This window comes from Aeromonas sp. QDB62 (assembly GCF_027705695.1).
Classification (GTDB): domain Bacteria; phylum Pseudomonadota; class Gammaproteobacteria; order Enterobacterales; family Aeromonadaceae; genus Aeromonas; species Aeromonas allosaccharophila.
This window is the reverse complement of sequence record NZ_JAPDCD010000007.1, coordinates 1-15161: the sequence shown is the minus strand read 5'-3', so window position 1 is coordinate 15161 and position 15161 is coordinate 1. Positions and strand designations below refer to the sequence as shown.

The window sequence follows — 15161 nt, the reverse complement described above, 5'->3', positions numbered from 1 at the left end:
GCCACCAATTCATCGTGCGATGGATTAGCCCTCCGGTGAGTGCTGCGCTGTTTAGCTCGGGGGGTGACGCAGGGTGTGGTATCCGCTCCAGAGTCGGGTCAGGGTGGTGATGGCGCAGAGCAGAGCAAAACCGTAGGCGAGTGGGGCGAAGGCGGCGGGCCACAGACACATCAGCACAAAAAGGACGATGGTCTCGCTCCCCTCGGTGAGGCCGCCCAGATAGTAGAGGGACTTGTGGTGGTAGACCGGATTGTCGATCCCCCGCTTGCCTGCCATGATGGCAAAGGCCAAAAAGCTCGACCCTGTGCCCATAAAGGCAAACAGCAGGGTGGCGGCGGGCAGTGCATTGGCGGGGGCGGCGAGGGCAAAGCCCAGCACCACGGCAGCGTAGAAGATGAAATCCAGCGTGATGTCGAGAAAGCCGCCGCAGTCGGTGATGCCAGTTTCCCGCGCCACGGCACCATCGAGCCCGTCCAGCAAGCGGTTGAGCAGGATCGCCGCAAGCGCCCATTGATAGCAGCCAAAGGCCAGCAGCGGCAGCGCCAGCATGCCGATGGCAAAACCGGTGAGGCTCACCTGATTGGCACTGACCCCGGCACGGCAGAGCGGTTTGGCAAGCTGGGTGAGGGGGCTGCGGATCACGGGGATCAGGTGGCGGTCAAACAAGGTGAACTCCTCGGTCAAAAACAGGATTCGGTGAGATTGAGTATGGTGCCCGGCGCATCCTCTTCGTCGTGGGTCACCAGAATCGCGGGGATGGCCAGCGCCTTGATCTGCGCGAATACCAGCTCGCGAAAGGCGGCCCGCAGCGGCTTGTCGAGGCGGGAGAAGGGCTCGTCCAGCAGCAGGGCATCGGGTTCGGCCAACAGCGCGCGCAGCAGACTGACCCGCGCCCGCTGACCCCCCGATAGCAGCGGCGGCAGCTTGTCAGCCTGATCCGCCAGCGCGACCTGTGCCAATGCGGCCAGCGCCTTTTCCCGCCGCGCGCGTTTTCCCTTGATGGTCGCCGGCATGCCGAACATCAGGTTCTCCGCCACCGTCAGATGGTCAAACAGCAAGTCATCCTGAAACAGCATGCCGATGCGCCGCGCTTGCGGTGGCAAGGTGTTGAGTAACCGCTCGCCGAGCCTTATATCCCCCTCCAGCCGGATGGGGCCGCTATCTGTCAGCGCACCCGGCAGTACTCCGGCGAGCCCTGCCAGCAGGGAGCTTTTACCACAACCGCTGGGGCCCATCAGGGTCAACACCTCGCCGGGGACCACCTGGAGGGCGGGCAGCGAGAGCCGCAGATTTTCATCCAGATAGAGTCGAAGAGGCGTGGTGCTCAGCATATGGCGATTTCCATCATGAGAGTTCATCGTGAGCCGCCCCCCTTGAGCGCCGGATTGATCCGCGCCGGCAGCCAAAGCGCCAGCAGATAGATAACGAGCGGCAGCAGCAGTTGCAGCAGGCCGTAGAGCCCCGCCAGCCGCCGGTTGAGGCCACTGCCGATGGCCACCGCTTCGGTGGTGATGGTGACCACCCTGCCTGCACCAAAGAGCAGGGTCGGCAGATACTGGGCCAGGCTCACCGCCGCCCCTACCGCAAAGGCAAACAGCAGCGGGCGCGCCAGCAGCGGTGCTTTCACCTGCCACCAGGCTCGCCATGGCGTTGCCCCCAGCAGCAGGGCGCTTTGGGTGATCCGCGGATCGAACTGGCGATAGGGGCCGTGCAGGCACAAATAGACATAGGGAAAGACAAACAGCAGCTGGCTCCAGAGCACCCAGCCCCAGCCAATGCCGCTGCTTATCGAGTCGTGTGCAAGCCAGTCCAACCCGAGCCGGATACCAAATAGCAGGCTCGCCTGCGGCAGCAACAGCGGCAGGCAGACAAGCCAAAGTGGCCAGCGGCGGCGCCCGGCTTGCACCTCCAGACTACACACCGCCATTACCAGCGCCAGCAAGCCACTCGCCAGCGCCAACAGCGCGCTGGTTGCCAGCAGCGGCAGCAGGGTTGGTAGCAGATCCAGCCAGTAGTGACCGCTCCACTGGCTTGGCCAGAGGGTGGGAAAGGGCCAGCGGCGCGCCAGCGACCAGAGCAGCAGGGCCGCCAGCACCGCCAGATTGAGGGTGATCAGGGTGAATGCAAAGCCTGCTGCGAGCCGGTTGGCAAGGGGATGGGACTCGGCCCGTTTGCCATTGAGCCAGCAGCCTTTGCCCATCTCTTTATGAAGCCACTCCAGTAATCTGAGCAGAGCGATCAGCAGCGCCGTGATGGCGAGCAACAGCAGGGCGCCACTGGCGGTGGCACCGCGCCAGAGCAGATCCGGGTCCTGATACCAGAGCCACAACCGCACCGCCAGCGGGGCGGGGGCGTCGGGCCCGAGCAACTGGGCGAGATCCACTACCGCCACTCCGTAGGCCGCCACCGCATAGATGGGCAGGCGCAGGGCTGGCCAGAGCGCAGGTAGCAGCAGGCGCCACCAGATCTGGGGGGCGCTGAAACCAAGGCTCGCCCCCAGCCACTGCTGGCGTGCCAGCTGGATGGGCTGTTGTGCGGCCATCGCCATCAGCAGCAGAAAGGGGGTCTCTTTGAAAACGAGCAGTGCAATCAGCCCGAGTCCTAGAGGGTCGCGAATAGTCTGCCAATCGGGGGGCAGTTCAAATCCGGTAAGGGCTGGCGAGACGAGCCGCAGTAGCCAGCCGGAGGGGGCGAGCAGAAAGGTAAAACCGATGCCAAAGGCGACGTGGGGCATGGCCAGCATCGGCGAGAGCAGGCGGCGGAGCAGGCCGAAAGCCCGGCTGTCGCTGTGGGCCAGCAGCAGGGCGGTCAACAGCAGGCTACCGAGGGTCGAGGCGGCGCCAATCCACAGGCTCAGCGCAGCGGAGTGCCACAGGCCAGGCTGGGCCAACAGCAAGGCAAGATGAGAGGCGGTCATCCCCTCCGCCAGCAGTTGCCATAGCCCCGCCAGCAGGGGAATGACGAAGATCACCAGATAAACAACGCCCATACCCATCCCGCGGTGGCGGATCAGCAACCTGCGCCATGGTCGGGAGCGGGCAAGCGGGTGACCAGCGGCACTCATCAGTGGCCGTAACGCCCGGCCCAGGCCGCTTCCAGTTTGAGCTGCCAGCTGGGATGGGGCTCTGACACTGATTTGAAGCGCAATGCCGGTTGCCCCTTTGTGGAGTCAGGCTGGGCATCGGCCCGCAGCACGCTGGGATCACCCCAGAATGCCGGATTGGCCTTGCGCGCCTGCGCTGCCGGGCTCAGCAGGAAGTTGGCCACCACCTTGGCCCCGGCGCGGGCACTGGCGTTGAAGGGGATAGCGAGAAAATGGCTGTTGGTGAGCGCCCCTTTCTCCATGGCAACCGCCTCCACACTGGGGGGCAGGGCGCCAATCTGGGCGGCGCTTTGCGCCTCCTGCGGGTTGAAGCTGATGGCCATGGCCAGTTCGCCATCATCGAGCAGTTGGCGGGTTTCGGCGGCGCTGGTGGGGAACAGCTTGCCCTTGCGCCAGAGTGCCGGATGCAGCTCATCGAGCCAGGCCCAGAGCGGGGCGGTGAGCTTGGTAAAGTCGCTCTCGGTCGCTTCCCGATAGAGGGGGGCGGGGTTTGGCGTCAACTCCAGCAAGATCTGCTTGAGAAAGCTGGAGCCATGGAACTGGGGCGGCTTGGGATAGGTGAAACGGCCGGGATGGGCCTTGGCCCACGCAAGCAGGGCAGCAGCCGAGGTGGGCGGGCTGGCGACCTCTTCGGTGTCGACCATCAGATTGAGCTGGCCGATGCCCCAGGGGGCTTCCAGCCCTTCCACCGGCAGGGTGAAGTCCTCACTCACCGGCAGGCTGCTGTCTACCAGCGCCATGTTGGGCAGCTCAGTGGTAAAGGGTGCGCCAAGCAGCCCCTGTTCCTTGAGCGCCTTGAAGTTCTCACCGTTGACCCACAGCAGATCGATGGGGCCGCCAGCTTGCTTACCCGCCTGCTTGTTGGCCAGCAGCTGGCTGACGCTCTGGGCGATGTCATCTACCTTCACCTGCACCAGCTTGACCTGATAGTCGCGCGCCAGCTCCTGCCCGGCCCACACCAGATAGGCGTTGATCTCCGGGCTGCCGCCCCAGGCGTTGAAGTAGACGGTCTGCCCTTTCGCCTCCTCAAGGGTCTGTTGCCAGCCGTCGTCTGGATTGGCCGCCAACAGCGGGCCACTGGCCAGCAGTGGCAGGGCGCACAGCAGGGCGTTGAGCCGCCGTTTAAGCCGAGAGTTCTGGCGTGATCTGAGGTGTGAGCCGAGCAGTGAGAATGGCTTGAGCATAAACGTTTCCCTGATTGTCAGGCGCCACGGCGCCAGCGGTGATAACGGGCCAGCAACGCCAGCACCCGGGTGGGCTGGTGGGCCCGTTTCCATTCACCTGCCACGTATTTGTTTCCCTCCATCAGGGTGGGATAGGCGTGAATGGTGCCGAGGATCTTGCCAAGGCCGAGGCGGTGACGCATGGCGAGCACGAACTCGGCAATCCGCTCACCGGCGTGAGTGCCCACTATGGTGGCGCCAAGGATAGTATCCTTGCCCGGCACGGTCAGCACCTCGACAAAACCGTGGCGCTCACCATCGGCAATGGCGCGATCCAGCTCGGCCAGCTCGAAGCGGGTCGCCTCGAAGGGAATCCCCTGCGCCTCTGCCTCCTTGCGATTGAGGCCGACCCGGGCAATCTCCGGAGTGGTGTAGGTGGCCGCCGGAATGACCCGATAGTCGGCCCGAAAGCGCTTGAACTGGCCAAATAGGGCATTGACCGCCGCATACCAGGCCTGATGGGCGGCGAAGTGGGTGAACTGGTAAGGGCCCGCTACGTCTCCCACTGCCAGTATGCTGGGGAAGTTGGTGGCAAGAAAGCCATCGACCGCTATGGTGCCGCGGGGGGCAAGCTCGACTCCCAACGCTTCGAGCCCGAAGCCGCTCACATTGGCGACCCGACCCAGTGCCAGCAGCAGTTGATCCCCTTCAATCACCTGCGTCTCATCGCCCCGGCGCAGTTGCAGCCGGATGGGCAGATCCCCCTCGGCTGCGGGCAGGTAGTCGGCTCGCTCGGCGCGCCAGCCGGTGAGTAGCCGCACGCCATCGCGGCTCATCTGCCCGGCCAGCGCGTCGGCCACTTCCCTATCTTCGCGGGGCAGCAGCTGCTCCGAGAGCTCCACCAAGGTCACGGGAATGCCGAGCTGGGCGAAGCTTTGGGCCAGCTCGCAGCCGATGGGGCCGCCGCCCAGCACCAGCAGGCGGCGCGGCGGGGTGCGCAGTTGCCAGAGGCTATCCGAGGTGAGGTAAGGCACCTGATCCAGCCCCGGCAGCTTGGGCACCAGCGGCCGGGCGCCGGTGGCAATAACGATATGGCGGCTGGCAAGGCGCTGGCCATTCACTTCCACCTCCCAGGGGGAGACCAGCCGCGCCTCCCCTTCGATGCACTCCACCCCAAGCCCCTGATAGCGCTTGATGGAATCGTGGGGCTCGACCGCCTTGATAACCTCAGCCACCCGCTCCATCACAGCGGCAAAATCGGCGCGGGAGTGGCTTGGGCTAAAGCCCAGCTCGTCGGCCTTGCGCTGCTCTGCGGCAAAGCGGGCGCAGCGGATCAATGCCTTGGAGGGGACGCAGCCGCTGTTGAGGCAATCGCCCCCCATCTTGTGTTTCTCGATGAGCGCCACCTTGGCCTTCACCGCTGCGGCGATATAGCTGGTGACCAGTCCACCGGCCCCGGCACCTATCACCAGCAGGTTGTAGTCATAGCGAGCGGGTTTGCGGTAGGTGGCGAGCAGGCGCCGCTGGGCGAGGTGTGCGGTCAATTTCTTGACCAGCCAGGGCATCAGCCCCAGCAGGGTCAGCGCCATCATCAGGCCGGGAGAGAGGATATTGCCGGTGCTGGTTAACTGGCCAAGCTCGCTGCCCGCCAGCACATAGACGAAGGTGCCGGGCAGCATGCCAAGCTGGCTCACCCAGTAGTAGGTGCTGACTCTGATGGGGGTGAGCCCCATCAGCAGATTGACCAGAAAGAAGGGGAATACGGGGATGAGGCGCAGGCTGAGCAGATAGAAGGCACCCTCCTTCGCCATGCCGGAGTGAAAGGTGGTCAGCTTGTCACCAAAGCGGGCCGTGACCCAGTCGCGCAGCAGAAAGCGGGCGCTGAGAAAGGCCAGGGTCGCGCCGATGGAGCTGGCAAAGGAGACCAGCAGCAGCCCCCAGGCGACGCCGAACACCGCGCTGCCACCCAGGGTGAGCAGGCTGGCACCGGGCAGGGAGAGGGCTGTGCTCAGCACATAGATAAGCACGAACAGCAGGCTGGCCGAGACAAAGTGGCTGTCGACCCATTGCGCCAGTGCCGCCTGCTGGGCCTGCAAGGCGCCCAGAGTGAGGTAACGGCCAAGATCGAGGGTAAAAAAGGTGCCGATGAGGCCCCCCATCACCAGCGCAAGCAGCAGGCGGGTCCGGTTCATCAGGCGTCCTTGCTGTCTGGCTGGGCGGGGCGTTCCGGTTGCACCGGTAGTTGGCAGAAGCCCTGCGGCGCGATATCGAGGGCGGCGTTGAACTTGGCCGACATGTTCTGGAAGGCGATAAGGCCGGTCAGCTCAACCATGGCGTCGTCGTCGAACCAGGGCTTGAGGCGGGCCGCCTGTTCATCGCTAACCCCATCCAGCCCGGTCATCGCTTCGGTGTAGTCGAGCACTGCTTTCTCCCGTTCATCGAACAGCGGGCTTTCGCGCCAGTTGGCCAGCGCCTCCACCTTCTCGCTGGAGCCGGCTCTCTTTACCAGGGTCATGGCATTGATGTCGACGCAAAAACGACACCAGTTGAGCTGGGAGACCCGCACCGTCACCAGCGAGCGCAGCACGGGGTCGATGGGGGATCGCTTGCGGTTGATGACCCCGTAGAGGGTAGCGACGGCGGCAAACAGGCGCGGCGAGCGGCCCCAGCATTTGCCCGGAATAAGCACCTGACCATAGTTGCGCTTTTGCAGCCAGAAAAAGGGGCGGATAAACCAGGCATATTCCCGGTCGGGTTTGACCTCAACGCGCATCAGTTACCTTCTTGTTGTTTCACACTTACGGTTTCAAATTGGGTTTGTAGGCCTGACCGAGTCGCTCGTTCAGGCGGATCAGAAAATCCTCGATCCGCGCCCGGTTGGTACCCAAGTCGCTGCGCCCCTGACGGGAGGCCGATCGCATATCGATGCGAGTCTCTTTCGGGCCGGCAAAGACCCGCAGCGCCACATCATCCTGAAAGCCGAACCAGCCGGTGGTGACCACTGCATCCAGACCATCCGGGCTCGGTCGTACCTGCCAGCCCAGCTCCTGCATCAGTTCGCTGGCTTCAATCACCACTTCGGCAGGGGAGGCCCTGGTAAAGAGAGGACCGGGTTTTGCCTCAACTGCTTTCAGCGGGGCGCTATTAATTGGCAGATCCTGCTCGGTTCTAAGCTCCGCCGCCCAGCGCAGCAGGGGGGGATTGTAGGGATCGGTACTCACATCGTTGATCAGCGGCATGCGCAGCGCCTGCACCACAAAGAGCAGCGGCAGCAACAGCGGCAAGGCGCCAAAGCCGTTGGCGTAGCGGTTGCGGCTCCAGGGCAGGCGCACCAGCAGGATAAGGGAGACAAGCGCTCCGATGAGACAGATCGCAAAACCTATCCACCAGGGCCAGAGATGGAAGCGGCTGCCGAGGGCGCCAGCGAGCGGGAGTAACCAGGCCAGCAGGGGCCACAAGCAAGAGCGGGGCATAGCACGGGATCCATCGTCGAATGTGGACAATGCCGAGAAGGATAAACTTAATTGTCTGATAACGTTAGTAAATTGATGCGAGTTTGGCGTTGTTTCAGCCAGTTTTGCGAGGGAGGATGAGGAGGTCGGTGAAGCCCGCCTGATGGGAGCTTCACCGAGAGAATGGTCAGTTGCGATGGTTTAATTGCGATAGAGCACTTTGATCAGATGGAAGCCGAACTTGGTGCGCACCGGCCCCAGTACCTTGAGCAGTTCGCCCTTGAATACGGCATCGTCGAAGGGCTTGACCATATCCCCTTTATTGAACTCCCCCAGATCGCCGCTACGTTTTGCAGAGGCGCAGGTGGAGAAGCGCTTGGCCATCTGGCCGAAGTCGGCTCCCTTCTCGATCTTCTCCTTGATCTCCATACACTGTTTTTCGGTCTTGACCAGAATGTGCTGGGCACAGGCTTTTTTCATCGGGGCGCTCCTGGGCGTGATGGCGAAGGTTGTTAATGCCAAGTGTGGTGGCAAATGGGGGCGCAAGAGTACCCCAATTTGCCACCGGCGTCAGCCATCACAGCCCGCCGTTTACCGGCGCTGGTCAGCCCTATTATTGGCGAGCGCGGGTGGCTAGCACGGCGCGGGGGCGAGCTTGCCAGATGATCTCCAGCCCGAGCAGGGCGTAGAGGCTCCAGATGGCCAGCGGATTGAGCCACTCGCCCCCCAGTTGCAGGGTCATCAGGGCGCAACCTGCCAGCAGCAAGGTGATGCCTGGCAGCCGCCAGTGGGCGGGCAGCGGGGCCAGCATCGCCATCGCCAGCAGAATACCGAGGCCAAACGGCAGATTCAGGGCGGTAAAGGCCAGTGCCTGTTGGCCACTCATGCCGGTCAGCAGGGCCAGCAGGGCGCTGCAACAGGCGAGGAAGGTGATGAACTCGAGACGATCGGCAATATAGTCAGCCATCTGTTCGCTACGTGCATGCATGATGTGTCTCCTTCAGTTGATGGTTCAAGTGTGAGGGAGTGACGTCTGCAAAGGCAGCGGGATAATTCGATTGCGCTGAACGAGCAATTCTTAATCACCCGCTACGGCGGGCTTTGGCGTGTGCCGGGCCTGCTAAACCGTGAGGGTGGGGCGATGCCGACAAACTCTGTCGTGGTGGGTTTCTGGTGGTAAAGAGAGGGGGAGAGGTGACAAATGGTGCCTGACGACGGGGTGAAGCATGTTCAGGGCAGGTCAGCTCGCCCTCATCGGGAAAGCGGGCGTCGTCATTGTCACCAAAATGTGTGATTTGTGGTCAACCTCTTAAAAGATATGGCGAATTTGCCAATGGCACCGCGCTGTCGCTGGCCGATGCCTATGTTAGGATAAGGTTCGCCATTTTTCTGGCGCGCATTATTGTGTCACGGCCATGCACTGCATGGCGTGCTGCGCCGCTTTCGGGGTTGGCCCGAAAGGGCGCTGGTTTCCTTCACCACAGATTCAGGAATATTGACCTTTGACAGGATGCATTTCATCCCTGCTGGCAGGGCGTTCGCTGTCTGGCTCTGCGTTTCGCCGCGGCCTGTTGGTACTGGGGGTGGGCCTGTTGCTGTCGCTGCTGGCTTCGCCCGCGTTTGCCGCCAAGCTCACCTATCAGGTCAAGGGGTTGAAAGGGGAGAACAAGGATAACGTTGAAGCCTACCTCAATGCCCTGCCGGTCTATCAGGAGCGGCAATACCGCCCGGCCCGCGCCAGGATCACCGAGAGCGTGCAAAAAGCGCTGCAAGTTTATGGCTACTACCAGCCGAAAATCACCCTGAGTCGCGACAAGAAGAGCCCGTCCAAAGTGGTGATCGAGGTGGACAAAGGGGAGCCGGTCATCGTCTCTCGCCTCGATATTCTGCTGGAGGGGGATGCGGGCAGCGACGAGCTCTACAGCGCCCTGCTGGACAAGTTACCGCTGAAAGAGGGGGAGCCTCTCAACCACGCCAAATATGAATCGATCAAGGCGGATCTTGGCAGCCTCGGGCTGGCCCGCGGTTACTTTGATGCCAAGCTGAGCAGGAGTCAGGTCAAGGTGTTCCAGGACAAGGGGACGGCGGAGATCTTCATCCTGTTCGAATCGGGCCATCGCTACCGTTTCGGCGAGATCCGCTACGATGCCACTCCCGAAGCGCTCCACCTGATCCGCCCGCTTATCAACATCAAGAGCGGTGACCCCTATCTCGCCATCCGGCTGGCCGAGATGTCGCAGGATGTCTCCTCCACCAAGCTGTTCCGTCAGGTCGATATCAAGCCGGTATTGAGCGAGGCGAGCAACTATCGGGTGCCCATCGCGGTGACACTGGATAACCGGGTCGATCACGAAATCGAGACCGGTATCGGTTACGCCACCGACGTGGGGCCAAGATTGAGTGCCACCTGGGAGAAGCCCTGGGTCAACCACTACGGCCACCGCCTCTTTGCCACCGCCAAGGTGTCGGCGCCGGAGTCTGAACTCAGTTTCGACTACCAGATCCCGGTGGGCAACCCGCTGCGAGACTACTACTCGGTACAGGCCGGTTACCAGTACAAGGACAACAACGATACCCGCTCCGATCTGACGGCTATCGGTGTGCACCGCTGGACGCGGCGACCGGAGAGCTGGGATCGGGACGTTTTTATCCGGCTGGAGAACGAGATCTATACCCAGGGCGCCGACGAGGGGAACAGCTTGCTGCTGATCCCGGGGGTCTCCTGGTCCCGGCTGCGGGTACGCGGCGGATTGGTGCCGGACTGGGGCGATCGCCAGCAGTTGACGCTGGAGTTCTCCGACCCCAGATGGGGCTCCGACATCAGCTTTATGCGGGTGTGGGGGCGCAGCAAGTGGCTGCGTACCCTCGGGGATAACCACAGATTCCTGATGCGGGCCGAGCAGGGGGCCATCATAGGTGACAGCTTCTCGCTGGTGCCGCCGTCGTTACGGTTCTTTACCGGTGGTGATCAGACGGTGCGTGGCTTTGGTTATGAGACCATCTCCCCCACCGGGTCGGATGGCAAGCTGACCGGTGGCCGCTACACCAGCGTGGCGAGTCTGGAATACAACTACCGCTTCAGCGAGAAGTGGCTGGGTGCCATGTTTGTTGATGGCGGCACCTCCACCACCGATTACAGCGAACCCTGGAAAATAGGTACTGGCGTCGGTGTGCGCTGGGTGACTCCCATCGGTCAGGTCAGGCTGGATCTGGCGGTCGGGGTATCGGAGGAGGATAAGCCCTTGCGGCTGCATTTCGCATTGGGGCCTGAATTATGATGTTGTCTAAACGCTTTTTTCTTTGGCCGCTGCGGCTGTATCTTGCGCGGGGGGCTGCATTGTGATCTGGCTAAAACGCATTTTTCTCTGGCTGATGGGGCTGGTGTTCCTGCTGCTGATCGGCGTCAGCCTGCTGGGCTTTACCCATCAGGGCAACAAGTGGTTGTGGCAACAGGCCAAGGGGGCGTTGCCCTCTCTCAAGGGGGAGCTGGTGGCCGGTCAGCTTGGCTACGGCTGGACTCTGGAAGGGGTGGGCTGGCAGGATGAGTTGGTGGAAGTCACGGTCGATCGCGCCGTGCTCGACTGGGATCTTGGCAAGTTATTGCAGGGCAAGCTCTGGATAAAATCCCTGGTGGCGACCCATCCGGTGGTCAAGGTAGCTGACTCCGAGCCGACACCGGAAGAGCCTTCCGAACCCTTTGTCTGGCACCCGCTGCCGCTCAAGATCCAAGTTGACAGCCTCAAGGTAGCGGATCTCGATCTGGCGTTGCCCGGCGTGGCCGTGACCCTGGGGTCCCTCGATATCGGCGCTAGCCTCAATCGCAAGGGGCTGATTGTGCGCGGCCCGGTGCTCGATAACCTGAAAGTGACGCTGGACGACGCGGCGCCCGCTAACGCAGAGGCAAAATCAGCCAAGCAGCCAGCCGCTGCGAACGCCAAGACCGTTACCGAGCAGACCGTTAATGCAAAGAGCGCTAAAGAGAAGCGAGCCGGGACTGCAGTTGCTCGCACCGACAAGGCCAGTGCCGAGGCCGCCAAACAGGGCAAAGGGGCGCCAGTTGCAAAACCTGCAAAGGCTGCCCCCATTGTCCTGCCCGCCATTCACCTTCCTTTCCCCATTCAGCTGGAAGGGGTCAATGCGACCCGGGTGCAATATAAGCAGGGCGAGCTGATCGAAGGGCTCGACAAGTTGCTGCTGTCGGCCACTGCCGCCGATGATCGCATCGAGGTGCGCGAGCTCTTGCTGCGCCACGCCATGGCTGATCTGGCGCTCAAGGGCCACATCCAGCTCAGTGACGACTACCCGCTGGCGGTGACGCTGGATGCCAAGGCCCGCAAGGGGCTGCTGGATGGCGAGTTGCAGGGTGAGCAGGCCACGCTGGCGCTGAGCGGTTCAGTCGGCAAGCTGGGGCTGGTGTTGTCGGCCAAGGGGCCGGTCGCCGCCAATCTCAAGGGTTCTCTGGCCGCCCTCGACCCGGATCTCCCTTTTGATTTGGCCCTCGACTGGAAGAGCCTCGGTTGGCCCTTTCATAAGCCTGCCAAAGATGAGCCGAGCTATCGGCTGGATAAAGGGAGCCTGACCGCCAAGGGCAAGCTCTCCGGCTACCAGTTTGCCCTCAATACCTCCGGCAAGGGGACCGATGTCCCCCCCTTCAAGCTTGCGCTGGACGGGAAGGGGGATCTGGAGCGGCTCAGCAAGATCGCCTTGCAGCTCAACGCCCTCAAAGGGGGGCTGAAGCTCGATGGCAAGCTGGCCTGGAACAAGGGGATCGAGTGGCAGGGAACCACCCTGTTCAAGGGGATCAATCCAGCCGAGCTGGTGCCTGAGCTGAAAGGGACGCTGGCCGGTGAGCTGGAGAGCCGTTTCGTGATGAACGAATCGGGCCACTGGGAGCTGAAACTGCCCAAGCTCAAGGTGGATGGCAAACTCAATCAGTACCCGCTGGCCCTCAAGGGGGCGCTTAGCGGCAACGACAAGATGGAGTGGCAGATCCCGGCGCTCTCGCTGCAAAGTGGCCCCAACCAGTTGCAGGCCAAGGGCAGTATCAGTAGCGTCCAGTGGAGGCTCGATGCCAACCTGCAGGCTCCCCAGCTGGGGGGCATCTATCCCGGCCTGAAAGGGGATATCAAGGGACAGGTGAAGGTCAGTGGCAATCAGCAGACGCCAAAAATCGATGCGGATCTGGCCTCCGAGCGGCTCTACTATGCTGGCACCGACCTGAAGGGCATTAGTCTCAAGGGCAATGCGGCGATCGGTGCCAAACCGGCCGGTGAGCTCTCGCTGTTGGTGGCGCAGCTGAAACAGGGGGATACCAAGCTCAGCCAGCTGGCCCTGAACCTCAGCGGCGATATCAGTCAGCATCTGTTGACCCTGACCATGAAGGGTGACCCTGTTGCCGCCAACCTCAAACTAGGTGGCGGCGTGCGCGGGGATCACTGGCGCGGGGCGCTCTCCGAGTTGCAGTTGAAAACCCCGCTGCGCCGTTGGGACTTGAGCTCCCCCTGGGCGCTGGATCTCGATCTGCCGCGTCAGCGGCTGGCGATGGGGGATCTCTGTCTCGGCTCCAAGGGAGCCAGCCTCTGCGTCAAGGGGAGTCAGGTCTCCGCTGCCCAAGGCACCCTGGAGTTTGCCCTGAGCGAGTTTGATCTCAAGCGGCTGCGCCCCTGGTTGCCGGACAACTTCCGCTGGCAGGCGATGCTCTCGGCCGACGGCCGCGCCAGCTGGCGTGGCAATCAGCCGACCTTGCATGCAGTGGTGCGCACTACGCCGGGCACTTTTGTGGCAGATGGCCTCAAGACTGATTATCAGCAGCTGGCACTAGCCCTGGATTTCGAGCGGCAGCAGGCGGCCATTCGCCTCGATTTTGCCTCCAAGCAGATCGGCAATATCGATACCGACCTGCTGATCAAGGAGCCTGCCGGTCGCGGTCTGCTCGGTGGTCAGCTCAAGTTTGACGATCTCAAGCTCAATACCTTCGCGCCACTGATCCCGGAGGTGCGCTCCCTGCAAGGGATCATCTCCGCCGATGCCCGTTTCGACGGCACGCTGGCGGCGCCCCTGCTGTTTGGTCAGCTCAACCTGCGTGACGGTGAAGTGCAGACCCACTCCGACATGGTGACCCTGACCAAGCTGGTGACCCGCCTCAAGATCGAGGGCAACCGCGCCGAGCTCGATGGCTCCATGCTGGTGGGCAAGGGGCCGCTGGCGTTGGGCGGCTGGCTCAGCTGGGCCAAGATGCCGGTCAGCGGCAGCCTCACCATTCAGGGCAAGGATCTGGAGGCGCAATATCCGGGCATGGGCCGGGTCAGAGTCTCGCCCGATATCGCAGTGTCGCTGGGGGAGGAGACCCGCATTACCGGTCAGGTGGATATTCCCTGGGCACGCATTCTGGTCAAGAGCCTGCCGGATTCGGCGGTGGCGGTCTCCGACGATGTGACCGTGGTCTATGACGATCTGCCCCCTGCTCCCAAGCAGGCCAGCCTGCCGCTGGCGATGAAGGTGGCGATCCGCCTTGGCAACGATGTGAAGCTCGATGCCATGGGGTTGAAGACTGATGTCTCCGGCGGTCTCAATATCCGTCAGGATCCCGAGAAGCCGCTGGCAGGCAATGGCCGGCTGGTGCTGACCAACGGCCGCTTCAAGGCTTACGGTCAGAACCTCATCATCAAGGAGGGTCGGATCCTCTTCTCTGGTCCGCTGGATCGGCCGTTCCTCAACATCGAGGCCAACCGGGATCCCGATACCATCGAGGGTCAGGTGACGGTCGGGGTGCGGGTGACCGGCCCAGCCAGCAAGCCGGAGATCACTGTCTACTCCGAGCCGCAGATGGCGCAGTCGGAACAGCTCTCCTATCTGCTGCGCGGCAAAGGGTTGCAGACCGGTGGTGAGGATGGCGGTTTCAACGGCCTGCTGGTGGCCGGTGCGGTGAGTCAGGCCAACGGCGTGGTGTCGAGCATCGGCGAGTCGCTCGGGATGAGCGATGTCTCCCTCGATACTGCGGGCAGTGGCGACAACACCCAGGTGACTCTGTCGGCCTATCTACTGCCGGGCTTGCAGTTCCAGTACGGGGTCGGGGTGTTCAGCCCCATCGCCGAATTCAAGCTGCGCTACGAGGTATTGCCACGGCTCTATCTGCAGGCGATGAGCGGGGTGGCCCAAGCGGTCGATGTCTTCTATCGCTTCACCCTGTAACGCTTTGCCCCCTAACAAGGCTGATATGAACGTAAACGGGAGGCGCAGGCCTCCCGTTTTTTATTGCGCGATCGGCAGCAGGTAAACGGCGATAAGAGACTGGAGTGCAGAGGGAAAATAGATTGCGGCGGGCTATAAATGCGAAAACCCGGCGCTAGGCCGGGTTTTCTGAATGATGGTGGAGGGAGAAGGATTCGAACCTTCGAAGGCAGAGCCGTCAGATTTACAGTCTGATCCCTTTGGCCGCTCGGG

11 protein-coding genes are annotated in these 15161 nt (G+C 62.5%); 2 read left to right on the top strand and 9 right to left on the bottom strand.

From position 1 onward, the window contains the following. Positions 1–51: 51 nt before the first annotated feature. The 9 genes from OKC27_RS05050 to OKC27_RS05010 all read right to left on the bottom strand — a co-directional run bounded on the left by OKC27_RS05050 (position 52) and on the right by OKC27_RS05010 (position 8706). Entirely contained in the window at positions 52–666 is a 615-nt protein-coding gene (locus OKC27_RS05050) for a CDP-alcohol phosphatidyltransferase family protein (RefSeq protein ID WP_058053689.1), read from the bottom strand. A gap of 14 nt (positions 667–680) precedes the next feature. Beyond that, a complete protein-coding gene (locus OKC27_RS05045) occupies positions 681–1331 on the bottom strand; it encodes an ATP-binding cassette domain-containing protein (protein ID WP_213393607.1) in 651 nt (216 codons plus the stop codon). Between the two features lie 23 nt (positions 1332–1354). Beyond that, complete coding sequence (locus OKC27_RS05040) at positions 1355–2989, bottom strand: ABC transporter permease (RefSeq protein WP_182939294.1); 1635 nt, start codon at positions 2987–2989, stop codon at positions 1355–1357. A gap of 74 nt (positions 2990–3063) precedes the next feature. Further along, the gene (locus OKC27_RS05035) at positions 3064–4287 is read right to left on the bottom strand and encodes an ABC transporter substrate-binding protein (protein ID WP_232093622.1); all 1224 of its coding nucleotides are present in this window, start codon (positions 4285–4287) and stop codon (positions 3064–3066) included. A gap of 17 nt (positions 4288–4304) precedes the next feature. Further along, positions 4305–6458: an FAD-dependent oxidoreductase gene (locus tag OKC27_RS05030; protein WP_064338319.1), complete on the bottom strand. Its 2154-nt coding sequence runs from the start codon at positions 6456–6458 to the stop codon at positions 4305–4307. Further along, entirely contained in the window at positions 6458–7039 is a 582-nt protein-coding gene (locus OKC27_RS05025; RefSeq protein WP_021231092.1) for a carboxymuconolactone decarboxylase family protein, read from the bottom strand. Before OKC27_RS05025 ends, OKC27_RS05030 begins: the two co-directional genes overlap by 1 nt. Positions 7040–7064: 25 nt before the next feature. Further along, complete coding sequence (locus OKC27_RS05020; RefSeq protein WP_042657101.1) at positions 7065–7739, bottom strand: DUF1499 domain-containing protein; 675 nt, start codon at positions 7737–7739, stop codon at positions 7065–7067. A gap of 180 nt (positions 7740–7919) precedes the next feature. Further along, positions 7920–8198: a peptidylprolyl isomerase gene (locus tag OKC27_RS05015; protein WP_042657102.1), complete on the bottom strand. Its 279-nt coding sequence runs from the start codon at positions 8196–8198 to the stop codon at positions 7920–7922. A 133-nt stretch (positions 8199–8331) separates the two neighbouring features. After that, positions 8332–8706: a hypothetical protein gene (locus tag OKC27_RS05010; protein WP_033136756.1), complete on the bottom strand. Its 375-nt coding sequence runs from the start codon at positions 8704–8706 to the stop codon at positions 8332–8334. A gap of 514 nt (positions 8707–9220) precedes the next feature. Here OKC27_RS05010 and tamA point away from each other — a divergent pair. Together tamA and tamB are read left to right on the top strand one after the other, a co-directional pair. Beyond that, positions 9221–10996 carry an autotransporter assembly complex protein TamA gene (gene tamA / locus OKC27_RS05005; RefSeq protein ID WP_064338317.1) on the top strand — a complete coding sequence of 592 codons (1776 nt, stop codon included), beginning with the start codon at positions 9221–9223 and terminating at the stop codon, positions 10994–10996. Between the two features lie 61 nt (positions 10997–11057). Beyond that, positions 11058–14909, top strand: coding sequence for an autotransporter assembly complex protein TamB (tamB, locus tag OKC27_RS05000; RefSeq protein ID WP_213393214.1), 3852 nt, complete (start codon positions 11058–11060; stop codon positions 14907–14909). The last annotated feature ends 252 nt before the right edge of the window (positions 14910–15161 follow it).